We start from the raw sequence: 22,521 nt of genomic DNA on the forward strand, positions 1-22,521 counted from the left end.
AGTTTAAAGGAGGACGTTTTTTTGAAATCGAAAGTGCACTTTTGGACATTAGAAGTGCTAATGGTTGTAGCGATCATATTTATTTGCACAAAAATATCGTTTTTATTTCAACCGATTGGTATCTTCATATCGACGTTGTTTTTCCCAATCTTAATCGCGTTATTTTTATACTTCATATTTAACCCATTGTTAGTCTTTTTGGAGAATAAAAAAGTACCTAGAAATTTAGCGATTTTACTGTTATATCTTTTTATCATAACATTAACTGCGGTTGGAGTTGGAGTTGTTGTTCCAACAATCTCACAACAGCTAATGGACTTAGTAAAAAATATGCCAGGTTATATTAAAGAGGGAAAACTATACATACAAGATTTATCCCATCACAGATTATTTGAATGGTTATCTACACAAAATTATGTTTCCATTGAAACAATTGAGAAAAATGCGATTGAATACTTAAAGGATATACCAAACACAATTACGTCGAGTGCAACGGCTTTATTTGGTATTATCACGAACGTTGCATTAGTTATCTTCACAGTACCATTCATTTTATTTTATATGTTTAAAGATGGACATGCCTTTCCAGGTAAAGCAGTAAGTCTATTACCAGAATCTTACCGTGAAGAAGGACTTCGCATCATTAAGGAAACGAATGAAACATTATCTGCATATATTCAAGGGCAAGCGCTCGTTTGTATATTTGTAGGTGCTTTTACTTTTATCGGTTATTTAATTATCGATTTACCGTACGCTTTTGTATTAGGAATTATAGCAGCATTTACAAATATCATTCCTAACTTAGGTCCATTTATCGGTGCAGCACCAGCTGTAATTGTGGGTCTGTTCGTATCTCCGATGCAAGCGTTGTACGTAATTATTATCGTAACAATTGTACAACAGTTTGAAAGTAACATCATTTCACCGCGTATTATGAGTTCAAAATTAAATATCCATCCGTTAACAATTATTATTTTAATTTTAGGGGTAGGTAATTTTGCGGGAATTATCGGAATGATTTTAGCAGTACCAGTTTATGCAGTAACGAAAACAGTTGTATCGAACTTAGTGAGACTGTTTAAGACGAAACGAAGTAATCGAAAATAGTATATGTTGAGAAAGATACACCGCTTTTTAAGTGGTGTATCTTTTGTTTGATTACTCGAAATTAAAAGTGCAAGGGTCTAATTTTATTATATATTTATTACACATCAAATATAACGATATACTTGTGTGATATTATGTCTATAAAACTATGTGGAATCCCTCTGAACTATCCAAATCATTTCTTTAGAACGTGCTATCAACATCATAATCGACTCCTTTCAATTTTTATATTTTAAAGGTTTATAGGTGAGAGTAGTATTTGCTTCTACGATCTCGAATTTCGTCTATAACCTGTTTGTATTGTTGTTCTTGTTTTAATTCAGCTTCAGAATAGTTTTTTTTCTGAATTGTAATTGTTAAAAAGAAAAGGTGAAACTTCATAATACATTCCTCCTTTCGAAAGGAATTATAGATGGCTACAGTAGTGACTTTGACGTTCTTTTACATCTTCCATAGCTTTATTGATTTGATGATCATGCAATATTTCACTGTCGGAGAACTTAGTTTTTTGAATCGTAATGGTTAAAAAGAATACTTTAAATTTCATTAGTTTTTTGCCCCTTTATAAATGATTTAGAAAAGACGATTGTAATAAGAAACTTGGCGCTCTTTTACTTCGTTCATAATCGATTGAATGTGTTGTTCACGCAAAATTTCTTTCTGTGAAAGCTTACGTTTTTGAATGGTGATAGTTAAAAAGAATGCTTTAAATTTCATGAAGGTATTGCTCCTCTAAAATATATTTTTAATACATATGCGTATAGTATGAACTTTTAATGTCAGTCATTTTATCAGTCAGTTGTTTTAATTGTTGTTTACAAATGATTTCATCTTCAGATAAAGTATTTTTCTGAAGTACAGTTGTAAAAAAGAAAATATGAAAAGTCATAAATGAATTCCTCCTTTCGAAAAGGAATTACAGGTGATCACAATAAAGCGCTTGGCGCTCCTTAACATCATTCATAGCTTTTTCAATTTGCTCATTATGAAACATTTCATCTTTGGAAATTGTATTTCTTTGAATCGTAATACTTAAAAACAATACGCTAATAGTCATCGAATGTTGCTCCTTTCTTAAAAAAATGATGTAAGAGGCTAAAAAATCGCACAAAAAAGCCACAGGAAGATATAGTTCTCCTATGGCAGGGCGTGAAAAAGCCACAGGAAAGTATACGACCTCCTGTGGCGAATTTATGAATTAATCGAAATAATGTACGATTTTCAATTCTCCATTAGGGTGGTCGAATTCATATTTAATTGTCCGAAAAACAAAGGTGCAGTTAACGCTAAAGTTAAAGCATGTAATTGTAATTTCATCATTTCCTTCGACCTCCTTTTAGAATATTTTTCTTACGTTAGTAAGTATATACAATTAATGGATAATTGTAAACAGAAAAATTGAAAATTTTTAATTTTGATTAAAATGCGTATGTTTTAAAGGATTTTGAGAAGATGTATTGTAATGAACGAAATATCGATAAAAATGGGGGATGTTAAATGAAATATATGCATCGTAATGTGGTTGTTATGCTAACAATTTTTTTATTTATTACTGCTTGTTCTAGCGGAGAAAGAATAAAAGAAATATCTGATGTTGAACCTGGTCCTTTTAAGAAATATGCTGGGACATATGTTGGTAATAATTCAGATGTAGTAGCAATTGTGAATCATTTACCCGGTGATGAAACATTTTAAAGTATTAGTTTGGAGAATGAAAGCATAAAAGTGAACTATGGTGCAAAGGGGAATGGCCCCTTTACTGAAGATATGGTTGCGACGTATTGGTTTGATAGTAAGGATACGATGAAGAAGAATTTTCTCTTTAACGTTATTTATTTAGCGATTTTAGTACCAAATGCGAAAAGCTACCAGTTTCAAGTAGAAAATAAAAATTTTAAGATAAAAAGAGAAGAAATACTATCAATCCTGTATGAAAAATTTGATGATTTTCCAAAAGAAAATGATATATGGGATAAAAAGAAAGTAGTAAAGTTCCTTAACGATAATAACGAAAAAATTACAATGCTTATAAATGATAAAGATTTCCGGAAATCTTTATTTGTTAAATATCCAGTGCAGTAGTTGAAATAAAATGAAAAGAATTTGAGAACGAGAGTTGAAACTTCGAAATTTTAAAAAGAGAGTCATTCGTATAAGAATGGCTCTCTTTTTTTGTAAAAGAAATTTATGGAAATAAATATTTTTATGTGATATGGTTAGTTACATAAGTAACGAACCTATGAACCTAAGGTGGTGAAGTTGTGAAACCTACTCTGGAGCAAAATAAATTAATATACTTGCAAATTGCAGAAACGATTGAATCTGATATTTTAAAAGACATATTACTTGAAGAAGAACAAGTTCCATCAACAAATCAATTTGCGAAGATGTTACAAATAAATCCAGCTACTGCAGCTAAAGGGGTAAATGTATTAGTGGACGAAGGGATTCTATATAAAAAGAGAGGGATCGGGATGTTTGTTGCAAAGGGAGCGAAAGAAGTTGTACTTAAAAAAAGACAAAATACTTTTATGACCGAATATTTACCTAAAGTATGGGAAGAAGCAAAAGTATTAGAAATATCTAAAGACGAATTGATGGATATGATTCAAAAAATTACGAAGGAGGGCAAAGAGGGATGATTGCACTTGAAACGACAGATGTAACGAAAAAATATAAAAAGAAAGTAGCAGTAAATGAAGTAACGATTTCATTGGAAGAGCATAAAATTTATGGTTTACTCGGTAGAAACGGAGCAGGAAAAACGACACTATTAAATTTACTTGCAGGCCAAATTACTTCAAGTAGTGGTAGCGTATCAATATTTGGTGAAAATGTTTTTGAAAATAGTAAAGCGATGCAAAATATTTGTTTTGTTAGAGTGAAAGAAGAAGCACATTTAAGTTTTAAAGTAAAAGAAATCTTTAAGATGTGCAGCATGTTTTATAAAAACTGGGATGGAAAGTACGCTGAAGAACTCGCTGATAAATTTCAGCTTAATATGACAGTGAAATATCATAAACTATCACACGGCATGCAAACAGTCGTCGGAATTATTCAAAGATTAGCAAGTAGGGCACCTATAACAATTTTTGATGAACCGACTACAGGTTTAGATGTAGCACATCGAGAGTTGTTTTATAGTTTACTACTAGAAGATTACGGTGAGTTTCCACGAACAATTATATTATCAACACATTTAGTAGAAGAAGTAACTCATGTGATTGAAGATGTAATCATTATAAAAGAAGGAAAACTATTTGTTCAATCATCCGTAGAAGATTTATTGCAACAAGCTCATATTATTTCAGGGAAAAAAGATAAAGTAGATGAATTTTCGATAAATAAGAAAGTAATAGGTCGAGAAGTCTATGGGAATAAAGGCATTACTGTTATATGGGCAGAACTTTCTAATGAAGATTATTACTCTTTTGAAATAGAAGGTTTAGTAATTGATAGAATTACATTACAAAAACTATTTATACACATAACTGGTGGTGAAGTGAAATGACGATGTTAATGAAGCAGTTGAAGTTACATATAAATTTTCATTATAAAGCAATTATAATGTTTTGGATTGTAGCTTTATTAATAAAAGGGGCTTTACATGCTGCTCATTTAAATGGAGCGAACATTGGTTATTTACCCGAAATTATAAATAACCCTTCAATAGCAATTATGCTATTTATAGTAGGGAGTGTTTTCATTATACAAGATGAGCTATTTCGTTTAGCAGTTTCATTCGGTGTAACGAGATTCCAATATTTTATCGGAGCCATTTGTTATATCGTATTGCAATCCGCCATGTTTTCGTTTCCTCAAGTAATGCTTTTGCAAGATATCAAATATAATTTAGTAAATGTTAGTTTTGGGGAGCAATTGGTACAACAATTTATTTTGCACTTTTTATTTTATGTTACAACAGCATGTTTCTTCCAAGTGGTAGTAGTTTTTAAACAACGATTTCAGTGGATTGGTCTTATGATTGGTGGATCCCTTTTTATATCAACAAATAGTGTGCTTTATGGGGAAGCAGGGATAACTGGTTTATTATTTACGAGTGATGGATCTTTAGTAGATATTCCATATTTTACTGTTATTTCAATTGGATTAACTGTTCTTTATATTGTAACGAGTGGTATATTTATTCGAAAAGTATCATTCGAAAAAACGATTTGAAATATTATTAGATTACTAAAGAGAGAAGGATAGCGAATGAGAGACATATCATCACTCATTACCGTCTTTTTATGCATTGCACTACTAATATTTTGGCGTCGTTATCGCTCAATGCATAAGCCAATAAAGGGATCAGGAAAACGTATTTTATGGCCATTATTATTTTTAACACCAGGTGCTTTATGGTTTTTTGGTCCTATGCATCCAGCTATTTTACAAGTTATTATAGCAGCATTCATTGGAGTTCTTTTCGCCGTACCACTTATAGTTTTAACAAATTATGAACGGAGAGATGATGGGAATATTCATACGAAAAAAAGTGCAGCCTTTTTAATTACTTTTATTGCACTTGTCGTTTTGAGATATGGTTCAAGACAATATATTGTTGACTTAGATCAGCAAACAATAGGTTTATTATTTTATGTTGTTGCAATATCGTATATTATTCCTTGGAGAATTGCCTGTTATATAAAGTTTAGGAAAGTTTGGCGGGAAAATAGTAATTATACAGTGTAAAAACAAAGACTTCTCAATTGAGAAGTCTTTGTTTTTATGAAATCATTATATGGTATGTAGCTAATATTTTCACTCAAAATCACCAATATATAGTAAAATTTTATAATGAAAGAAAGAAAGAAAGAAAGAAATGGGTGGTGATGGGAGTAAATCAAATACATGAAGTGAAAATAGTTCTTTTTGAGATGAGGTGATAAGTCGATATGAGCTACTTTATTTCGTTAGTACTTGCTGTTTTATTAGCTTTTTCATATAAAATTGTTGATATTACAGTTAGCGTTGTTATTGGAAAAAAGTTGTATCGTAAGATTGAAAATGAGATTATTTATATATGGGGAACATTACTGACGATAATTAGTTATTTTTATGAAGATAATTATGTATTCCGTTTACCGACTCACTATGAATCAATTGTTGTATTAATCTTGATTGCCGTGATAACGAATATTTTCATTTCACGATACTCAGGATATAATCCAAGTGGGAAAAAGAATATTTTAAACTTTGTAATTATGTATCCAATTTTTGAAGAAGTAATCTTTAGAGGGATGATTATACCAATACTTAACAACTCATTCTCAATACACCCTTATTTTGAAATAGCTTACATACCAGTTACGCTACCAATTCTAATATCTGCCTTTCTATTTGCTGTGTCTCACTTACAATATTACAGCTTTAATCAGACTAGTATAAAATTTATGCTGTTCGCATTTTTAGGGGGAATCATACATGGTATGATTACGGATTCCTCACTATCAATTATTTTTCCAATATTATTGCATGTAGAATTTAACTTACTTTCAGTATATTACTCAAAAAAACTGCAGTAAATTGATAACTAAGTTAGTGTATTTATAAATGAATTATTGAAATTTTATTAAAAAAAGCTAAGAAATGAGCTTTTTTACTACAGTTAACAAAATTTAAGTCAACAAGTACTTCTAACGGGGGAACTAGTTGTTTTTTACGGTAGCAAAGATATGATCCCATATTTAGAGACTGTTTTAGCGTATAAAATCCGCATTTTAAAAAGCTGACAAGTGTCAGCTTTTTTTATTCGTAACATGAAGTAGAGCACCAATCGCACCGCTATTACCACCATCCTGTAAAAAGATTGGTGTTTTATTTTGATATGTTGTGTAGTTACTAATAATATTTTGAAGGTGTACGTTATTACATAGAGTGGAACCAATATAAATAATATTGTCAATGTTTTTTGTTTCGGCGAATTGAAGGCTTAATGCAGTAACGACTTCACCAACAAGTCCTTGCACAGTAGCAAGTATGTCTGAGCTATTATATTTTGATTCTGAAATAGCGGCTTTCCCAAAATTGCTAGCAGTTAAGCTATTATCAATAGGAGAGAGAATGCCATCATAAATATCTCCAACCGTAATATCTAGTGCTTTTCTAGAACCTACTTTTGTTAAAGGAATCACATCTTCAAAATGATCTATATTTGTTAATAATTTTGAAAGCCCCATAATAGTACCACCGCCAACACCAGTTCCGCCAGCGCGAATATATTGGTCATTATAAACGTAATGAATGGAAGTACCTGTACCGATATTTGTTAATATAAAGTTATTTATATCATATTTTTCTTCTTTTAATATGTATTGGACACCTAATAGAGTAGCTTCAAATTCATTTCGTTCTACTATTTTATATGAGTCTGAAAGTAGTAGCTGTAATTGTTTCGCTTTACCACCTGTAATACATATTTGTTTTATACGAGTGTTTTTCTTAAGCCAATCTATTATTTTATCTTGTTCATTTGAATAAAATTTTTCAAAAGTTAATTGCTTTTGTTCGTTCAAATAAGCAATTTTCGTTAATGTTCCTCCAGCATCGATACCGATAGTACTTTCCATTTTCCTGCTCCTAACCAAGTAATTTGTTTACTCTGCTCATGTTGGTGAGACAAATTTGTAGGAATTAGATACCCCACGGATTAAATCGTCTCTAATCTGCTTGATATATTAATAGCTTTTCCACAGTTACAATCGGCTGATTATTAACAGTTGCAGTACCTTTACCGAGAATAAAACCTCGACGATTGCGAGTTAGCTCATAATGTAAATCAAGTTTATCACCGGGATATGCTTTTGCGTGAAATTCGACCCCATCTAATGAGGAGAGGAAGCCAAGACCTTCAGAGTCATTTGGATGTACAAATGCACTAAGCTGAGCAAGTGCTTCTACAATTAGCATATGAGGCATATGTTTTTGACTATCATTTATAAACCATTCATTATTTGTAATGTGTTTATATCCCGTAACGGATTCACCATGTTTTACATTTGTTACTTTATCAATCATTAAAAATGGATAACGATGAGGAAGAGTGTCTTTTATGTGCATATGAAAGTACCTCCAATAAATAATACCCCTGCTACGGTTAAGCAGGGGAGTTATCATTAATTTTTAACTAATTCATTTACTTTTTCAAGAGAAAAAATACCACTATTTCTAATGTTTTCAACAACTTGTTGTAACACATCTTTATCTTGAACGAGTGCAATACGTACAAAGCCTTCTCCGTGAGGTCCAAATGCATGACCTGGTGTAACAACGACATTCGCACGATCCATTAACGCATAAGCAAAATCTATAGAAGTCCAGCCTTTCGGAATTTCGGCCCAGACGAACATACTACCAGCTGGTTTATCAACATTCCAACCAAATGTTCGGAATCCATCAACTAAAGTATCTCTAAGTTCTTGATAAATACCGCGATTTTTCTCGCAAAACGAAGCGCCATTTCTTAGTGCAGCTGATGCTGCTTTTTGAATTGGTAAAAACACACCGTAATCTGTATTTGATTTAAATTGCGTAAGTGCACGAACAATTTCTTCATTACCAATCATATAACCAATACGGCTACCTGCTAAACTATAACTTTTTGACAAAGAGTTGATTTCTACGCCAACTTCTTTAGCCCCAGGTACAGAGAGGAAGCTAATTGGCTTATTACCATCAAAATAAAATTCAGCATAAGCAAAATCATGGACAACAATAATGTTATGCTTTTTCGCGAATGCGATTACTTCTTTAAAGAAATCTTCATGAGCCATTGCTGGAACTGGATTCCCTGGGAAGTTTAAAATCATCATCTTTGCTTTATCGGCAATTTCTTCAGGAATTAGTTCTAAGTTAGGTAAAAATTCATTCTCTTTCTTTAATGGCATGTAATAAGATGTTGCACCAGCCATTTGAATACCTGTTTCATAAGCTGTATATCCTGGATCAGGAACTAATATAATATCTTCCGGATTTGCATAAACCATAGGTAAATGAACGAGTCCGTCTTGTGAACCCATTAATAATAAAACTTCTTTATCGGCATTTAAAATAACGTTATGAGTGTTGTTATAATATTCAGTTACGGATTCGTGAAATTCTTGAATACCACTTAATGTGTATCCGTAGCTTTCTTTTTTACTTGCTGTATGTACCAGTTCTTCTCTTACGAAGTCAGCTGGTGGCATATCAGGATTCCCAATACTTAAATCAATCATTTTGTGACCTGCTGCAATTTTTTCTTTTTTATAAGCCCCTAATTCACTAAATATAGAAGATTGGAATGCTTTCATTCTAGTTGCTAACGTGTAAGTCATCAAAACCCCTCCTAAAAACAGTGTTTTCTTTCTGCGTTTTTAATTATTCTGAAAACACATGGTTACATTTTATCATTTTTTTATGAAAATTAAAACGATTGACAAATTTGGAGGGAGGATTAGTCTATTTTGAAAGGGCACTGTAAATAAGGTAGATCGGTTAGCTGAACTGTTTATTATATCTTTCTATGCGGTTTAGGATGTTTTATAGTTTTTATTAAGTATATCCCGCATATTTTGGATAAAAAAGAACACGAAAACGAGGCCTAATATACCACTAAGCCAATAGTATGAATTTCCTGTCGTGAATCTTTCATAAAATGTAAGTGCACTCCATAGGATTAGGATAATGGAACAGATTGTTGATACAATTAATGAACTTAAACTTCTCAAAAAAAGCACCTCACATTATAAATATTGTTATTATATAATATTACATTTAAATTTAAAGATTTAAAAGAGGGAAATGTTTTTAAGTAAGTTTTGTAAAACAGAAAAAACGCAGAAAATATTTTCTACGTTTTAAATGAAGTGTAATCATTTCTTCTTATATGTACATAATTTTTCAACTGCATAAAAGTATACGTTTAATTTTCCATCGACAATTTGTAAAGTTTGATCTGATGTAAATGAGTTACCATAATCAATGCGATACACATTAGAATCCTTTACAAAGGAACCTTTGTATAAATCTTCTTTTTTCTTCGTTGTTTGCATTTCCACTAAGTTTTGCACAATTTTTTCTTTCTTTTCTTCTTTTACAACTGTTTCAAATTTATAAGATGTAGGACAGAGACCGTTTTTGTTATCAATGACTTCCCAAGAACCGTATATGTCATTATTGCTACATCCGCTAAGTAGAACGATGAATATAGGAATAATCAATAAAATCTTTTTCATTTTGTGCTCCTTTCATTTCGTTTTCAATAAACGTGCGAATACGATAGGGATATTGTAATAAATAAAGTTTAAATTTTTATAAAGAATTATTTAATTTCACATAAAAATTGGGGAAAGGGGAGGTTTTTAAAATAAAAAGGCATGAATCTAACGTAATCCAGATTCATGCATAGTGTGCTATCTTATATTTTGTTTTTTGAGGATAAATGATGCGGAAAAAAGGATGACAATACCGTTTAAAATATACACGTTTATAATAGAAGAGGATAGGTTAATTGCTCCAAAACCAGCGTTATCGAATGTAGAAGTGAGTGCAGTTGTTGTCGAAAAAATAATAGGTGTTAGCAGTAAAAATATGAAGCCTGCCACAACTCTCCTTTTAAAGCTATGTTGAGATAGGGAAATTGCTAAAAAGTTTATGATGCTAAACATAACGAATATAACCAAAAGGATAATCAATAACTGGATGCCATTAGACATTCTGCGCCTCCTATATACCTCATTTATATATTATATTAGAAAGCAAAATGGTGTACTCCTTTAAATCATTTCAGTAAACGTAATAAATAAGATTATATATAACAAAGAAGCATGGATTAATCTAAATGATCCATGCTTCTTTTCTTAAGTTATAAATTTGCAGATTGCGAAGGTTGTTTTTCATATTGTTTCTGTTTAGAGAGCGATATGAAAATAATTAATAATGAAATAACACCGAAAATGAGTACCATATATTGCAGTCCAATCGTATCTAAGAAGAAACCCGTACCGAGTAAAACGATTTGGAACATAACTCTCTCAAACATATTACGGAATGAGAAGAGGCGGCCATGATAGCTTTTTTCCACTTTCGTTTGGAAAATTGTCGACATAATAGGGAAGAAGCAACCGACACTAAAACCAAACAAACCAAATGATGTAAGTGACATCCATTTTATATCGCTAAAGAACAAGGAAAGGTGTGCAAAAGCGGTACAAACTGCGAAGAAATATAATAATTTTTCAGGTTTGAAATGGTCAGATAAACGTTTAATAACGAAGGCACCTAACATAAATGCGACACCTTCAATTGTATATATAAATCCTTTAATCGTTGGATCATGTTGCATTTCACTAATGTTAATTACCATTAAATTAAATCCGGCTATAAATAATAGAGGGATAATACTTAATATAAGTGCTGTAAAAGCAATAGGAATTCCTTTTAAAATGCGAAAGACTTCCATAAAGCTATTATCTTTTGCAGCTTGTTTATTTGGTGTTGTTGATTTCTTATCCTCGAATTGTAGGAAGAAAGTTGAGAGGAATAATAAAGCGTACGCTGCCATTGAGAAGGCATACATATACTGTAAACTCATCACAACTAAAAGAATTCCACCTAGTGAAGTACCTGCAATACGAGCGATTGTACCTACATTCATATGTACACCGTTCATCTGTAACAACTCATGCTCACGTACGATAAGTGGGATTACAGATTGTAATGCAGGGAAATAAAATGCTGCCGAAATTTGAAGAGCAACCATAAATGCAATCATAAAGGCGATACTTTCAAATTGGATTGCGAAAAACATAAAGATAACACTAATAACACGACCGAATCCAGCATAAAGAAGAACTTTTTTCTTTTCATACTGATCAATGACACGACCTGCCATAGGGCCCACTAGAACACCTGCTAATAATCCGATAAATAATATAACTGATTTCATGAAATCAGAAGGGACATATTTTTGCATAAATTCAAGGTTGCCAAGAATACCAAGCCATAACCCTAGACCAGCAATAAACTCCCCAATTAACACAATCCAAACATTTTTATTACGCCACATAATGTAAAACCTCTCCGTCTTTTAAAATGAAAAACTCGTATATAAAACCTCCTTATTTTATGTGTAATTTATAACGAACTTTTTTAGAGTCAGAGTCTATATTACGTGTTTCATGAGTGGATTTCAATTTTTTTGATTTGTCGAAAAGATGATTTATTAGTTGATGAAATAAGCAATGAAAATGTAAAAGAAATGTGATGAAGTGTCTATTGAAAGTAAGGATAAATTTGAACAAAATAAAAAAGCAAGAACGTACATACTACGTCTCGCTTTTCTCAAGTACAAAATTAAATTTTAGATTGTTTAGCAGCATTTACGTTCTTGTCCAATAGCTAATGCGCTAAAAGATAGAGGACCAATAACTTCTGCACTTGCGCCACTAGTTAGGTTTTCTACAGTTAATGAATATTGGTGTGTTCCACTTCCAACGTTTTGATCTATAGCTTGAAATGTTTGAGCATAGAATTGTTCAGAATCTGTAGATTCAATACCTACTTATGTATTAAAAATTTCAATGTTATCACGGAAAATTCGGAATAAAATTTGTGAAATCTCAGTTATCCCTTCTACACCAACTGTAGCGATTAATTCTACTCGGTTATTATGAGAATCTCTACTTGAAATTCTCAATTTCAAATTTGCTAGAATTGCTTTATTTGGAGAAGCTGGGATTGCAAAAGTAGTTTCACCAGTTTTACTTATAGGTTGAGTAGCCTGGTAATCAATGATATGAGTCATACTCGTCACCTCCTTATATACTAAAATATGAAATTTACGATGAAATAGATTGGACAAATAATAGTATGTATTAAGAGAATGAGCACAATTGTTGAAAAGAGGGAGAACAAATGAAAGCATCAAGAAAATATCACAATTATGTGATATTTTTCTTGATGCTTTTTGTAGTTAAGCAGAATATTCTTCTTTACGCACTTCGAAAAACTCATTGCGACGTAAGTAATTATAAACTTTCTCGGAAACCTCTTCTTCTTCAGACATAAAGAAACGATGATCAAAAGCATAGAAAGATTGACCTTTAATTAATTTTACGTAATATATTTTACACGCCCCCTTTAGCATATTTGAATTTATATACTATTATGATGACCTATATGCTTGTTACTCATACTTCGAGTTTCAAAGGATAGAAGCTAAACAAATTGAAAAAGCTTACAAAACTGTAATGTTGTTGTCATGTTTTCCGATAGTTAAAAATAATCACTCTCTTTTATACTACAAATAAGTTACATAAAATAAGGGGGTAAAAAGATGGATGAAGTAATTGGAGAAGTAGTGGCAGGTATTTGTGAATTTGTAGTTGAAGTAACGGCAGATGCTATTGGGAATTTAGTTTCCGGAAATGATGAGGAAAAAGAGACATTATAATCGTTTGTAAAAGTATAAAGATGATCAAAATATAAAGGCTGATTTCTAAAAGGGAGTCAGCTTTTTTATTTTTTACATTATATTAATTTTATTTGAATATTCATTTGTTATTATGTTTGTGAAACTCATAAAGGAGGTGAATAAATAATGATGTCGAATTTAGGGTCTGATTTATCTGATTCTCGTTTGATTGTGGCGAATGTGGAGGAAAAGGAATATCACTTTATTGTTCGTGAACATCCAATTGTAGGGAAAATTATATCGCTATTGGAAAATGGAAAAGAATACGGTTTGATAGATAAACAAATCGCTAATAAAGATAAATTTATTAAATCGGAGCTTACTAAATTAGATTATTTTAATGTAGATGTTTTATTTCATACACCTGGATGGATATGGATTGGCATGGATCAATTTGGTTTACATGCTCGTGAGGCTACTTATAACGAAGTAGACGTTATTATAAAGTTGAAAGAGAATTTATATTATATAGATGTATATAAAAAAGTAAAAATGTAATAGATAGTAAGTGAGGTTAGGGGACAAGTTCCCGTAGCCTTTTTTGGTTTAATAATAAAAACGTAAAATCTATATTATGTTGATGATAGGGCAGCATGATAAGAAGTGAGCTGAAAAGAGGATTTGAAAATACATAAAGAGAATTTTAATTATTACATGAACTCTATATGTAAATAACAATAGAAAGAAGATGATAAAATGAGTAAAGAAGAGCTTGTGAAACAGCAGTTTGGTAATAATGCGGAAAAGTATGTGAAAAGTAAAATTCATGCTAAAGGACCGGATTTACAATATGTAGTTCAACAAGTTGAGTCTCGTCATAATAATCGTCTTCTTGACATTGCTACAGGCGGTGGGCATGTTGCGAATGTATTAGCTCCATTGTTTCAAGAAGTAGTCGCTTTAGACTTAACAGAAAAAATGTTAGAGAGTGCGAAAAATTTTATTATAAGTAATGGACATGAAAATGTATCTTTTGTCGCTGGAAACGCTGAAAGTTTACCATTTACAGATAGTTCTTTTGATACGATTACGTGCCGAATTGCAGCACATCATTTTATGAATCCATCTCAGTTTATATATGAAGTAAATCGTACGTTAGAAGATAATGGATTGTTTATTTTAATAGATAATGTTTCACCGGAAAATAATGAATTTGATACATTTTATAATTTTATAGAAAAAAAGAGGGATCCGAGTCATGAACGGGCGCTGAAAAAAACAGAATGGATTACCTTGTTAGAAAAAAACGGTTTGCAAATGCAGTCATGTCTTACTTTTGACAAGAAATTTGAATTTGACTGGTGGTGCGATATGATGAATGTACCTTTGCAGAAACGCGTGAAGTTAACAGAATGTATGGTGAAAACATCAGATGAAATGCAAGAATTCTTTAACATTGAATATGAAAATAATAAAATTATATCGTTTTATACTGAAATGGCACGGTTTGTATGTAAAAAAAGTGCGACATTAAAAAGATAAATTTCTTGCAGTCTTTTCAAAGTACGTTATACTTAGTACAGAGAAAATGAGAATTGAGGAAATGTAATAATGATTCGCGTACGTATTGAAGGAACTGAAGAAGAAATGCTTGAATTTATGGAGAACATGCCGGATATTCCTGGATTTGAAAAAACACATATGAGAGAACCGAGAAAAGGAAATAATCCAAAATACGATTCAAGTAAAAGTGTACTAGCATATTTATCTTATAAAAAGATTGAAGTCGCCAATAAATAGGCGGCTTTTTTAGTTTGCACCGTTTCACAGCCTTGTCTTTTTCACATAATAATAATAGTAGATTATGCTGAAGAGGGGTGAGGATAGTTAATAAGAAAATCATCTTTTTTGGAGACTTTGGTATTGACGATGCGGTGGCCTTAATTTATGCAAATAAAACATGTAAATTAGATATTATAGGTATTGTTGCTGAATATGGGAATGTATCGCGAGAAATTGTAACGGAAAATGTGTATTTTCTAGAAAGATACTATGCTACAGAAGTAAAAATCATTGAAGGTGCAGCAAGACCGATGACGGCTGAAGAGCCTTTGTTCTTTCCAGAAATTCATGGGGATCACGGTTTAGGACCAATTATTCCACCTGATATGAGGATTTGTAAACGGGAAAATTTTTGTGAATTAATTAAATTAATTGAACCTTGTCCAGAAGATATTATTATCGTAGCGACAGGACGATTAACAACATTGGCAACGTTATTTTTATTATATCCAAATGTAATGGATAAGGTATGTTCGTATTATGTTATGGGCGGTGCTTTTTTATTTCCTGGTAACGTTACTCCTGTATCAGAAGCTAATTTTTATGGAGATCCAATCGCCGCAAATATTGTGATGAAGTACGCAAAGAATGCGACTATTTATCCGTTAAATGTAACGCAAGGAGCCCTCATTACGCCTGAAATGGTGGATATTATTAATAAAGAAGGAACAGGGCAGGCGAAGCTAATTAAACCGATGATTGATTTTTATTATGAAAACTTTTATAAAAAAGAATACCCGGGTATTGCTGGAAGTCCGATTCACGATTTACTTCCGTTCATTTCTTTTATTAATGATGATATTTTTGAATATAAAAAATCTGCAGTTTGGATTAGTACGACAAATGACGTAACAAGAGGACAAAGTGTGGCAGACTTTAGAAAAATAGCTGAACCGACAACGTTTGATAATAGACCTATTCAAAAAATTGCAGTTGGTTTTAACTATTCAGCTTTTAAAGAAGAGTTTATGCGGACCATATTGAAGCCTGATTGTCCCTAATATATGAAATATGAAATGTATCAATCGCAAGTCAAAAACTGGTCGTTCATTATTTTGAAATAATCTAATAGTTGATCTGTATGAATAACTAATGAAAAATGTAACATAACTAATGGTAAGCAATTGTTTCTAATTATATTTGATTGGTAAAATATAAAGGAGGTTATCATATGATTTGGTCTTTAATCGTTGGTGGTTTATTAGGATGGTTCGCAAGCTTAATTACTGGAAAGGACGTACCAGGTGGCGTAATTGGTAATATTATTGCTGGTATTATCGGTTCTTGGATTGGTTCGAAATTACTTGGTAGTTTTGGTCCAGTCATTGGCGGATATGCAATTATTCCAGCTTTAATCGGTGCGATCGTTTTGATTTTCATCGTAAGCTTCTTATTACGAGCAATGCGAAAATGAATGTAAGGACTGTTTACATTTGTAAGCAGTCCTTTTTATATGTTATGCTAGTATTATACAATCAGGAGGTGTCAGCATTGAAAACATTTACAGTAAATTTCCATCAAGAAGATAATGCTAAAGCGACAACAGTACATAAATTAAGTGAAGAGGACTTCAACAAAGCAACAGAAAAAGGCACTCGTCATCTATTTGATTTAGATACAAACGTTGGATTCTTCGTATTCTTTGACGCAGAAGATGCAGAAGGAAATGATCAATACTTAATGTTACAATACGAAGGCGATCATGAAGAGCCAACTGCGTGCTACGGATTTGATTTAAAACTATACTATCAATTTTTAGCACTGTACTTAAATGATCTTGAGTTCCAAGGTGAAACAGATGAAGAAGAGGAAGAATATGGTCCAATTCATCATTTAGCTCACTTACTTTACCATATTGTAGAAGATGGTAAGTCAATCGAAGTGTAAAAATACATATGTAAAGCTGTCCTTTTTGGACAGCTTTTTTATATGACATAGATTTTGTGTACTATGAGCTAAATAAATCAATAATAGAAATTTACTTATTAAATAGCATTATTTATTACTTTCATGTTTCATTTGTAAAACATCTGTTATAATGACTTTAATTAAATTTATGGAGGCTAATTCTATGCTTGTAGATGTAAAAGCTTTTATTAAAGCTGTAGGTTTAACATGCATTTCATCATTAAGTGGAGATAATACATTTGCTAATAATTTTGAAACTGTAAAAAGCATTATTGTTACATCCTTTAAAAAGTTAAGATTCACCATTTAATTTCAGTTAAACCAGTAGGAGAAGAATAATCACTTCCTGCTGGTTTTTTTCTGTTTCAAGGAGCTGTTGTGGCAATATATTTTAAGTTAAAGATAGAGGATATAATTACCGAGAAGAGAAGGTGTATATAAGGAGATGAATACGATGATTAACAATATAATCCCAAGCTTTTTGAAACTTTTGGAGAGCGGTGATATAGGATTACATAACTTGAATAAATATTATGAAAGGCACACAGAAGTATTTAAAGAATACTTTACATTTCACTGTCCTAAGACGGAAGAACGTCTTTGTAGTGCGATTGAAAAGTATCCAGAAAAAATAGAAGATATACATATTGTTTCGGAAAATTTACCACGAATTATTCAAGAGATTAATGTGAACTATTACATTCAATTTGGCTTCGACGTAGAATTAACATTTTATATATTTGTTGGAGCTTTTGGCTCTAATGCATTTGTAGAAAGGGAAATCATTGGAGACATATTTTTTGCGGCAGAAAAATTATCTCCAGATTTAAATCACCTTCGTGTAATTGTCGCTCACGAAATAGGACATATATATCATCATGTTATGTTACAAAATGATGGAATGGACTGGGGGGAAGCCGAGTGGACCGATGCGACGGTTAATTTGTATCGTGAAGGTGTCGCGACATATTTATCAAAGCAAATTTTGAAAGGCTTAAATGAATCAGTGTATTACTCATATGACAATGAGGGTGAACGTTGGTTACAATATTGTATAGAAAATGAAGAACATATAAAGAAACGTTTTTTGGAAGATTATATAGAAGGATGGACGCTTGATAAAGAGAAAGAGTGGTTCCGATTATCTGACGGACAATATTTTGGATATAACCGACTTGGTTATTTTTTAGGAACAGCTTTTGTAGAATATGTTGTGCAAGCATTGGGTGAGAGTGAAGCATTTACTTTTTGGAACAAACACAATTTGAAAAGTAGTGTAATGGATTGGTTATCGAAATGAATAAGATTATTATAAGGGGCTGAAATGTATGAAATTGTATGTAAAGATAGCTATGTTATTTCTTACTTTTACATGCATATTTGCATTAGCAGCATGTAAAAGGACAGATGAAAAAAAGGAAACAAACCCAACAGCGGAAAATAGTAAAAGCGAACAGAATAATTCTGCAGAAGAGAAGAAAGAACCTAATGTAAAATCAAATAATGAAGAATCAACAAAACCAAAGACAGATTCAAGCACGAAAGACACAGTAATGAATCAAAAATCAATTAACCACGTTAAAGAATTATTTGAACTAGCGAAAGAAGGGAAAGTACCTAACGTTCCGTTCGCAGCACATACAGGAGATATTGAAGAAATAGAAAAAGCTTGGGGGAAAGCAGATAAAACGGAACAAGCAGGTAACGGGATGTACGCAACTTTTACAAATAAAAATGTTTCTTTCGGTTTTAATAAAGGATCACAAGTTTTTGATGTACGCTCCTATCATGCAGAGCTAAAATCAATTACATTACAAGAAATAGAGAAAGTATTAGGAAAACCAGCTTCAGTTAAAGTAAATGGGGAAGACAAAATATATGTATATAAAGTAAACAATCAGTTTGAGTTGAAATTCATTATTCCAAAATCGACAGGTAAGGTAAATCATATTTCGGTATTTTCGCCAGAAGATAGTATTAATAAAATGGCAGGGTAATAAAAAAGGATGTCACAAAAGTCTCGAGACTTTTGTGACATTCTTCTTTTTTGTAAAGAAAGCATCTTATAAAATATGATGAGTATGCTCTGAAACGTCTTTATTTATTTTATTACGTTCTATACTATGAATAAACAGTACTTGTATAATGCCTCCGGCTATTAAGAAACAAGCGCAAATATAAAATAGCATGCTACCGTTTAGTTTACTTAATAAAACCGCACCAAGTACAGGGCCGCACGTCCGAGCAATATCCCAATGTAACCCGTAAATTGAAAAATACAATCCACGTTTATCTGTAGGAGCGATTTCTGAAACGAATCGAAGTAAATGGTTTAAAGCAATACTTTCCCCAATGACTAAAAAGAGTAATGTGAAAAATAGTGACGAGATTGTTGCTGAAAACCCGTAGCCAATTGCAGCTATTGTAAAGCAGGTGTAAGAAATGAGTATAATTTTCGTCATGGAAAATCGTTCAGACCATTTTACAAGGAAAATTTGCAGAATGATTTCCATAATAGCTTTGCATGTTGAAATAAAGGCGAGCATGAATACGAAATCTGGAAATATTTCTTTGGCGAAAATGCGATAATTTGTCTCAGTTTGCGCATAAAAAAAGCTAATAGGAAGCGTAGTGATCATAAGTCCTAAAACGGCGTAATGTTTGCGTACAAATTGTTTTGGAGATGATAATTCAAGTTTTTGCTTTGGCGTTGTAAGTACTGGAGCAGTTTCTGGAAGCTGCGTCCAAACAACGACTGCATATATCATAAGTGTAATGCTTTGCATTATAAATAAATATTCAGGGTGCGTACGATAAAAGATAGCACCAATTATTGGACCAATTACGGAACCAATTGCAGCCATCGTATGCAAAAGAGCAAAAATTTCTGCTTGCTGTTTTTGTTTTGTTAAATCAGCAATTTGTGCACGTTGAGCGGGAATATATAAGGAACGGCCCACCCCATTTATGACGTATAACAATGCAAATATAAAAACAGATTGAGCAAAAATGAAGCTTCCGATTGCAACGCCTTGCAGTAGTAAACCGAGTAACATAATTTTCTTTCGCCCATATTTATCAGTTACTCCTCCAGCAATAAGTGTAAATACAATGTCTGAGAGCGGTTGTAGTCCAAAAATGAGCATAGTTAGTATTATATTACCGTTTAACATTTTATTTACGTAAATAATCATAATGAGAGCTAACATAGATTCAGTCGTTCGGGTTAATAATTCGCCGCACAGTCTAATAATAATGTGTTTATTATAACGTAGTATGAGATTGTTCAATATTAATTCCTCCTTTCTATATTGAAATGATAAGATGAAAGGAGAGGTGGAAAAAGGGTAGAAACAAAAGGGGTTATTTTTCACCTTTTAGGGGGAGTATGATGTTTATTTTAAATCAATATATTGAACTATGGTGTGCCTATGGTAAAGGTAGAAGAGAAGGAGAGCAATTAGAAGTAACAGTACAAATGATAGCAGAAACATTATTTTGTACGGAGCGTAATAGTAAATTAATTATAAAAAAATTAGAAGAGTTACATTGGATTACTTGGTTTCCAGGTCGCGGGAGAGGGAATCGTTCTAAATTAATCTTTCAAAAGCAACCAATTCCACTAATTTTAGAAAGAGGAAAAGAACTAACGAAAAAAGGAGATGTGAAAAGTGGAATCTCATTTGTAGAACGCTACAGCTCACAATTTCCATCAGTAAAGAAAGAGTATAAAGCTTGGGTAGATTCCATATTTGGTCATCAAATAGAAAGGACACCTGAAGGAAGAAAAGACGTACTTCGTTTGCAAGTACAGATGAACCTGGACATCGCCTTAGATCCAGTTTACGCAACAATGCGCTCAGAATGTCATATGGTTAAACATATTTTTGATACACTTGTATTTGTAAATGAGGAAACAAATTGTATAGAGCAAAGACTTGCTTTTCACTGGAAATATAATGATGCTGAAAAGATTTGGACATTTTATTTAAGAAAAAGCGTTTATCTTCATAATGGAAAACGACTTACTGCACATCATGTTATACAATCATTGAATCGATTTATGAAAGCAGAAAACAACCCACACGCATGGATGTTACAACATGTTGAAAGTGTCCGTGCAGTGGATGAATTTGTTGTTGAAATTCAATTACATACGGAAAATAGGATGTTTTTACATGTGCTAAGCGCAGAACAGTGTTCTATCGTACATGAAGATGAAACAGGAAGCTTCATTGGTACAGGTCCTTTTATATTACGTGAGAAGAATGCACAGTTATTTGTATTAGAAGTGCATGATTTATATTATCGTGAAAGACCTTTTCTTGACCGAATTGAATTAATGAATGTAGAGCAAAATGTAAATACGTATGATGTATTAGTAAAGGCGCAGTATAAAGATAAAGAAAATCCTAATAGAGAGTTGTCTCGGCTTGAATCGAACGTAACATATGTAACATGCAATCTTATAAAAGAAGGACCAATGCAAGATGAGTTGTTTCGAAGGGCGCTATATAAAATTATTCATGGCGATAAAATTGTTCAAGAGCTCGGCGGTGAACGTGGAGAAGTGGCAAAGAAATTAATATTAGCAAATGAAAGCATAGTAGAGATTGAAGAAGATATAGCTTGTTTAATGAAAAGGAGTACGTATCATAATGAAGTGTTACAACTCTACACATTTACAGGACGAGATCACGTTGAAGATGCACAATGGATACAAAAAGAGTGTGCGAAGTACGGGATTCGTGTAGAAACTAATTTTCTTGAAATAGAAGAGTTATTGGAAATAAGTACAATACAAAAGGCTGATATGATGCATGATAGTGCAACTATTAGTGAACGTATTGAAGATAGTCTGCTATATATGTTTCTTACAAAAAATAGCTTTATTCATGGGCAAAGCTGCATGAACTTTCATAAAACGTTGTCCCCGTATTTTAAACAAGAACGAGTAGAAAAAAGAGTTACATTATTACGCGATATTGAGAACACTTTGTTACGTCAAATTCATATTATTCCTTTATACCGCAACAAACAACAAGTAACTTCTCACGAAAAAGTACAAAATATAATGATTAATTCACAAGGGTGGATTGATTTTTATGAAATATGGTTTACATGTGATATATAAGGGTTTTTACGCATTTTATAGGATGCGTGAGAACTCTTTTTTTTTGTGAAATAGGGTTGTTTTACACATTGTTACGTTACTTGTGATAAAATTCTATTTACAGCGTAACAGTGTTATGTTACATTGTTATCAG

29 protein-coding genes and 2 pseudogenes are annotated in these 22,521 nt (G+C 32.1%); 17 read left to right on the forward strand and 14 right to left on the reverse strand.

Features of this window, described 5'->3' with window-relative positions:
- Nucleotides 1–21 precede the first annotated feature (21 nt).
- Nucleotides 22–1,107 (forward strand): AI-2E family transporter, encoded by a 1,086-nt coding sequence (locus PDL00_RS17385; RefSeq protein WP_000837880.1) that lies wholly within the window; start codon nucleotides 22–24, stop codon nucleotides 1,105–1,107.
- A gap of 240 nt (nucleotides 1,108–1,347) precedes the next feature.
- On the opposite strand, the gene PDL00_RS17390 is transcribed toward PDL00_RS17385, so the two are convergent.
- From PDL00_RS17390 to PDL00_RS17410, 5 genes are read right to left on the reverse strand one after another with little or no spacing between them, the layout of a single operon-like run.
- Nucleotides 1,348–1,488, reverse strand: a complete 141-nt coding sequence (locus PDL00_RS17390; RefSeq protein WP_088321443.1) for a YrzI family small protein — start codon at nucleotides 1,486–1,488, stop codon at nucleotides 1,348–1,350.
- 25 nt (nucleotides 1,489–1,513) lie between these two features.
- Nucleotides 1,514–1,654, reverse strand: a complete 141-nt coding sequence (locus PDL00_RS17395) for a YrzI family small protein (RefSeq protein WP_000669812.1) — start codon at nucleotides 1,652–1,654, stop codon at nucleotides 1,514–1,516.
- 26 nt (nucleotides 1,655–1,680) lie between these two features.
- Nucleotides 1,681–1,824 carry a YrzI family small protein gene (locus tag PDL00_RS17400; RefSeq protein ID WP_270730418.1) on the reverse strand — a complete coding sequence of 48 codons (144 nt, stop codon included), beginning with the start codon at nucleotides 1,822–1,824 and terminating at the stop codon, nucleotides 1,681–1,683.
- A 28-nt stretch (nucleotides 1,825–1,852) separates the two neighbouring features.
- The gene (locus PDL00_RS17405) at nucleotides 1,853–1,996 is read right to left on the reverse strand and encodes a YrzI family small protein (RefSeq protein ID WP_242256867.1); all 144 of its coding nucleotides are present in this window, start codon (nucleotides 1,994–1,996) and stop codon (nucleotides 1,853–1,855) included.
- Nucleotides 1,997–2,023: 27 nt separating this feature from the next.
- Complete coding sequence (locus PDL00_RS17410) at nucleotides 2,024–2,164, reverse strand: YrzI family small protein (protein ID WP_098577103.1); 141 nt, start codon at nucleotides 2,162–2,164, stop codon at nucleotides 2,024–2,026.
- 440 nt (nucleotides 2,165–2,604) lie between these two features.
- On the opposite strand from PDL00_RS17410, the pseudogene PDL00_RS17415 reads away from it, so the two are divergent.
- The 6 genes and pseudogenes from PDL00_RS17415 (at nucleotide 2,605) to PDL00_RS17440 (ending at nucleotide 6,635) form a co-directional block, all read left to right on the forward strand.
- Nucleotides 2,605–3,189, forward strand: a pseudogene (locus PDL00_RS17415) (DUF4825 domain-containing protein).
- A 179-nt stretch (nucleotides 3,190–3,368) separates the two neighbouring features.
- Nucleotides 3,369–3,749, forward strand: a complete 381-nt coding sequence (locus tag PDL00_RS17420; RefSeq protein WP_000805194.1) for a GntR family transcriptional regulator — start codon at nucleotides 3,369–3,371, stop codon at nucleotides 3,747–3,749.
- On the forward strand, nucleotides 3,746–4,618 hold the full coding sequence (locus PDL00_RS17425; protein WP_270730422.1) for an ABC transporter ATP-binding protein: 873 nt from the start codon (nucleotides 3,746–3,748) through the stop codon (nucleotides 4,616–4,618). The genes PDL00_RS17420 and PDL00_RS17425 overlap by 4 nt, the downstream gene beginning before the upstream one ends.
- Nucleotides 4,615–5,286, forward strand: a complete 672-nt coding sequence (locus PDL00_RS17430) for a DUF4052 family protein (RefSeq protein ID WP_270730424.1) — start codon at nucleotides 4,615–4,617, stop codon at nucleotides 5,284–5,286. The genes PDL00_RS17425 and PDL00_RS17430 overlap by 4 nt, the downstream gene beginning before the upstream one ends.
- Before the next feature lie 36 nt (nucleotides 5,287–5,322).
- Nucleotides 5,323–5,802: a CcdC family protein gene (locus tag PDL00_RS17435; RefSeq protein ID WP_270730426.1), complete on the forward strand. Its 480-nt coding sequence runs from the start codon at nucleotides 5,323–5,325 to the stop codon at nucleotides 5,800–5,802.
- A gap of 203 nt (nucleotides 5,803–6,005) precedes the next feature.
- Complete coding sequence (locus tag PDL00_RS17440) at nucleotides 6,006–6,635, forward strand: CPBP family intramembrane glutamic endopeptidase (protein ID WP_270730430.1); 630 nt, start codon at nucleotides 6,006–6,008, stop codon at nucleotides 6,633–6,635.
- A 213-nt stretch (nucleotides 6,636–6,848) separates the two neighbouring features.
- Here the strand turns inward: PDL00_RS17440 and coaW are convergent, their stop codons facing one another.
- The 8 genes and pseudogenes from coaW to PDL00_RS17485 form a co-directional block, all read right to left on the reverse strand.
- Nucleotides 6,849–7,679 carry a type II pantothenate kinase gene (gene coaW / locus PDL00_RS17445; RefSeq protein ID WP_270730434.1) on the reverse strand — a complete coding sequence of 277 codons (831 nt, stop codon included), beginning with the start codon at nucleotides 7,677–7,679 and terminating at the stop codon, nucleotides 6,849–6,851.
- 91 nt (nucleotides 7,680–7,770) lie between these two features.
- Nucleotides 7,771–8,169, reverse strand: a complete 399-nt coding sequence (locus PDL00_RS17450) for a 3-hydroxyacyl-ACP dehydratase FabZ family protein (protein ID WP_242256860.1) — start codon at nucleotides 8,167–8,169, stop codon at nucleotides 7,771–7,773.
- 56 nt (nucleotides 8,170–8,225) lie between these two features.
- Nucleotides 8,226–9,425, reverse strand: coding sequence for an LL-diaminopimelate aminotransferase (locus tag PDL00_RS17455; protein ID WP_270730436.1), 1,200 nt, complete (start codon nucleotides 9,423–9,425; stop codon nucleotides 8,226–8,228).
- Between the two features lie 537 nt (nucleotides 9,426–9,962).
- Nucleotides 9,963–10,325 carry a hypothetical protein gene (locus tag PDL00_RS17465; protein WP_242256846.1) on the reverse strand — a complete coding sequence of 121 codons (363 nt, stop codon included), beginning with the start codon at nucleotides 10,323–10,325 and terminating at the stop codon, nucleotides 9,963–9,965.
- 177 nt (nucleotides 10,326–10,502) lie between these two features.
- On the reverse strand, nucleotides 10,503–10,805 hold the full coding sequence (locus tag PDL00_RS17470) for a hypothetical protein (protein ID WP_270730437.1): 303 nt from the start codon (nucleotides 10,803–10,805) through the stop codon (nucleotides 10,503–10,505).
- Nucleotides 10,806–10,954: 149 nt separating this feature from the next.
- On the reverse strand, nucleotides 10,955–12,157 hold the full coding sequence (locus PDL00_RS17475) for an MFS transporter (RefSeq protein WP_242256841.1): 1,203 nt from the start codon (nucleotides 12,155–12,157) through the stop codon (nucleotides 10,955–10,957).
- Between the two features lie 303 nt (nucleotides 12,158–12,460).
- Nucleotides 12,461–12,895, reverse strand: a pseudogene (gene exsC, locus PDL00_RS17480) (exosporium protein ExsC).
- Nucleotides 12,896–13,063: 168 nt separating this feature from the next.
- Nucleotides 13,064–13,216, reverse strand: coding sequence for a YqbF domain-containing protein (locus PDL00_RS17485; RefSeq protein ID WP_242256869.1), 153 nt, complete (start codon nucleotides 13,214–13,216; stop codon nucleotides 13,064–13,066).
- Between the two features lie 477 nt (nucleotides 13,217–13,693).
- On the opposite strand from PDL00_RS17485, the gene PDL00_RS17490 reads away from it, so the two are divergent.
- From PDL00_RS17490 to PDL00_RS17530, 9 genes are all read left to right on the forward strand, one after another.
- Nucleotides 13,694–14,062 (forward strand): hypothetical protein, encoded by a 369-nt coding sequence (locus PDL00_RS17490; protein ID WP_242256868.1) that lies wholly within the window; start codon nucleotides 13,694–13,696, stop codon nucleotides 14,060–14,062.
- Nucleotides 14,063–14,260: 198 nt separating this feature from the next.
- Entirely contained in the window at nucleotides 14,261–15,046 is a 786-nt protein-coding gene (locus PDL00_RS17495; protein ID WP_270730440.1) for a class I SAM-dependent methyltransferase, read from the forward strand.
- A 69-nt stretch (nucleotides 15,047–15,115) separates the two neighbouring features.
- Nucleotides 15,116–15,304, forward strand: coding sequence for a DUF3970 family protein (locus PDL00_RS17500; protein WP_097820362.1), 189 nt, complete (start codon nucleotides 15,116–15,118; stop codon nucleotides 15,302–15,304).
- A 77-nt stretch (nucleotides 15,305–15,381) separates the two neighbouring features.
- On the forward strand, nucleotides 15,382–16,347 hold the full coding sequence (locus tag PDL00_RS17505) for a nucleoside hydrolase (RefSeq protein ID WP_242256838.1): 966 nt from the start codon (nucleotides 15,382–15,384) through the stop codon (nucleotides 16,345–16,347).
- Nucleotides 16,348–16,517: 170 nt separating this feature from the next.
- On the forward strand, nucleotides 16,518–16,760 hold the full coding sequence (locus PDL00_RS17510) for a GlsB/YeaQ/YmgE family stress response membrane protein (protein ID WP_137053678.1): 243 nt from the start codon (nucleotides 16,518–16,520) through the stop codon (nucleotides 16,758–16,760).
- A gap of 77 nt (nucleotides 16,761–16,837) precedes the next feature.
- Nucleotides 16,838–17,233 (forward strand): hypothetical protein, encoded by a 396-nt coding sequence (locus PDL00_RS17515; RefSeq protein ID WP_000847587.1) that lies wholly within the window; start codon nucleotides 16,838–16,840, stop codon nucleotides 17,231–17,233.
- Between the two features lie 184 nt (nucleotides 17,234–17,417).
- Nucleotides 17,418–17,564, forward strand: a complete 147-nt coding sequence (locus PDL00_RS17520) for a chorismate mutase (protein WP_270730445.1) — start codon at nucleotides 17,418–17,420, stop codon at nucleotides 17,562–17,564.
- A 144-nt stretch (nucleotides 17,565–17,708) separates the two neighbouring features.
- Complete coding sequence (locus PDL00_RS17525) at nucleotides 17,709–18,554, forward strand: aminopeptidase (protein ID WP_270730447.1); 846 nt, start codon at nucleotides 17,709–17,711, stop codon at nucleotides 18,552–18,554.
- A 28-nt stretch (nucleotides 18,555–18,582) separates the two neighbouring features.
- Complete coding sequence (locus tag PDL00_RS17530; protein ID WP_242256832.1) at nucleotides 18,583–19,251, forward strand: YjgB family protein; 669 nt, start codon at nucleotides 18,583–18,585, stop codon at nucleotides 19,249–19,251.
- Between the two features lie 66 nt (nucleotides 19,252–19,317).
- Here PDL00_RS17530 and PDL00_RS17535 read toward each other — a convergent pair whose 3' ends face one another.
- Nucleotides 19,318–20,544 (reverse strand): MDR family MFS transporter, encoded by a 1,227-nt coding sequence (locus PDL00_RS17535; protein ID WP_242256830.1) that lies wholly within the window; start codon nucleotides 20,542–20,544, stop codon nucleotides 19,318–19,320.
- A gap of 101 nt (nucleotides 20,545–20,645) precedes the next feature.
- On the opposite strand from PDL00_RS17535, the gene PDL00_RS17540 reads away from it, so the two are divergent.
- Nucleotides 20,646–22,388 carry an SgrR family transcriptional regulator gene (locus PDL00_RS17540; RefSeq protein WP_270730449.1) on the forward strand — a complete coding sequence of 581 codons (1,743 nt, stop codon included), beginning with the start codon at nucleotides 20,646–20,648 and terminating at the stop codon, nucleotides 22,386–22,388.
- Nucleotides 22,389–22,521 lie beyond the last annotated feature (133 nt).

The organism is Bacillus cereus group sp. TH152-1LC (assembly GCF_027710505.1).
GTDB lineage: Bacteria > Bacillota > Bacilli > Bacillales > Bacillaceae_G > Bacillus_A > Bacillus_A mobilis.

What these genes read in the sequence shown, in the direction of transcription:
- coaW (WP_270730434.1), bottom strand. Translation starts at nt 7,679, where the DNA reads ATGGAAAGTACTATCGGTATCGATGCTGGAGGAACATTAACGAAAATT.
- PDL00_RS17430 (WP_270730424.1), top strand. Translation starts at nt 4,615, where the DNA reads ATGACGATGTTAATGAAGCAGTTGAAGTTACATATAAATTTTCATTAT.
- PDL00_RS17510 (WP_137053678.1), top strand. Translation starts at nt 16,518, where the DNA reads ATGATTTGGTCTTTAATCGTTGGTGGTTTATTAGGATGGTTCGCAAGC.
- PDL00_RS17390 (WP_088321443.1), bottom strand. Translation starts at nt 1,488, where the DNA reads ATGAAGTTTCACCTTTTCTTTTTAACAATTACAATTCAGAAAAAAAAC.
- PDL00_RS17495 (WP_270730440.1), top strand. Translation starts at nt 14,261, where the DNA reads ATGAGTAAAGAAGAGCTTGTGAAACAGCAGTTTGGTAATAATGCGGAA.
- PDL00_RS17435 (WP_270730426.1), top strand. Translation starts at nt 5,323, where the DNA reads ATGAGAGACATATCATCACTCATTACCGTCTTTTTATGCATTGCACTA.
- PDL00_RS17400 (WP_270730418.1), bottom strand. Translation starts at nt 1,824, where the DNA reads ATGAAATTTAAAGCATTCTTTTTAACTATCACCATTCAAAAACGTAAG.
- PDL00_RS17440 (WP_270730430.1), top strand. Translation starts at nt 6,006, where the DNA reads ATGAGCTACTTTATTTCGTTAGTACTTGCTGTTTTATTAGCTTTTTCA.
- PDL00_RS17525 (WP_270730447.1), top strand. Translation starts at nt 17,709, where the DNA reads ATGATTAACAATATAATCCCAAGCTTTTTGAAACTTTTGGAGAGCGGT.
- PDL00_RS17470 (WP_270730437.1), bottom strand. Translation starts at nt 10,805, where the DNA reads ATGTCTAATGGCATCCAGTTATTGATTATCCTTTTGGTTATATTCGTT.
- PDL00_RS17520 (WP_270730445.1), top strand. Translation starts at nt 17,418, where the DNA reads ATGCTTGTAGATGTAAAAGCTTTTATTAAAGCTGTAGGTTTAACATGC.
- PDL00_RS17530 (WP_242256832.1), top strand. Translation starts at nt 18,583, where the DNA reads ATGAAATTGTATGTAAAGATAGCTATGTTATTTCTTACTTTTACATGC.
- PDL00_RS17465 (WP_242256846.1), bottom strand. Translation starts at nt 10,325, where the DNA reads ATGAAAAAGATTTTATTGATTATTCCTATATTCATCGTTCTACTTAGC.
- PDL00_RS17540 (WP_270730449.1), top strand. Translation starts at nt 20,646, where the DNA reads ATGTTTATTTTAAATCAATATATTGAACTATGGTGTGCCTATGGTAAA.
- PDL00_RS17425 (WP_270730422.1), top strand. Translation starts at nt 3,746, where the DNA reads ATGATTGCACTTGAAACGACAGATGTAACGAAAAAATATAAAAAGAAA.
- PDL00_RS17475 (WP_242256841.1), bottom strand. Translation starts at nt 12,157, where the DNA reads ATGTGGCGTAATAAAAATGTTTGGATTGTGTTAATTGGGGAGTTTATT.
- PDL00_RS17410 (WP_098577103.1), bottom strand. Translation starts at nt 2,164, where the DNA reads ATGACTATTAGCGTATTGTTTTTAAGTATTACGATTCAAAGAAATACA.
- PDL00_RS17500 (WP_097820362.1), top strand. Translation starts at nt 15,116, where the DNA reads ATGATTCGCGTACGTATTGAAGGAACTGAAGAAGAAATGCTTGAATTT.
- PDL00_RS17405 (WP_242256867.1), bottom strand. Translation starts at nt 1,996, where the DNA reads ATGACTTTTCATATTTTCTTTTTTACAACTGTACTTCAGAAAAATACT.
- PDL00_RS17455 (WP_270730436.1), bottom strand. Translation starts at nt 9,425, where the DNA reads ATGACTTACACGTTAGCAACTAGAATGAAAGCATTCCAATCTTCTATA.
- PDL00_RS17450 (WP_242256860.1), bottom strand. Translation starts at nt 8,169, where the DNA reads ATGCACATAAAAGACACTCTTCCTCATCGTTATCCATTTTTAATGATT.
- PDL00_RS17395 (WP_000669812.1), bottom strand. Translation starts at nt 1,654, where the DNA reads ATGAAATTTAAAGTATTCTTTTTAACCATTACGATTCAAAAAACTAAG.
- PDL00_RS17490 (WP_242256868.1), top strand. Translation starts at nt 13,694, where the DNA reads ATGTCGAATTTAGGGTCTGATTTATCTGATTCTCGTTTGATTGTGGCG.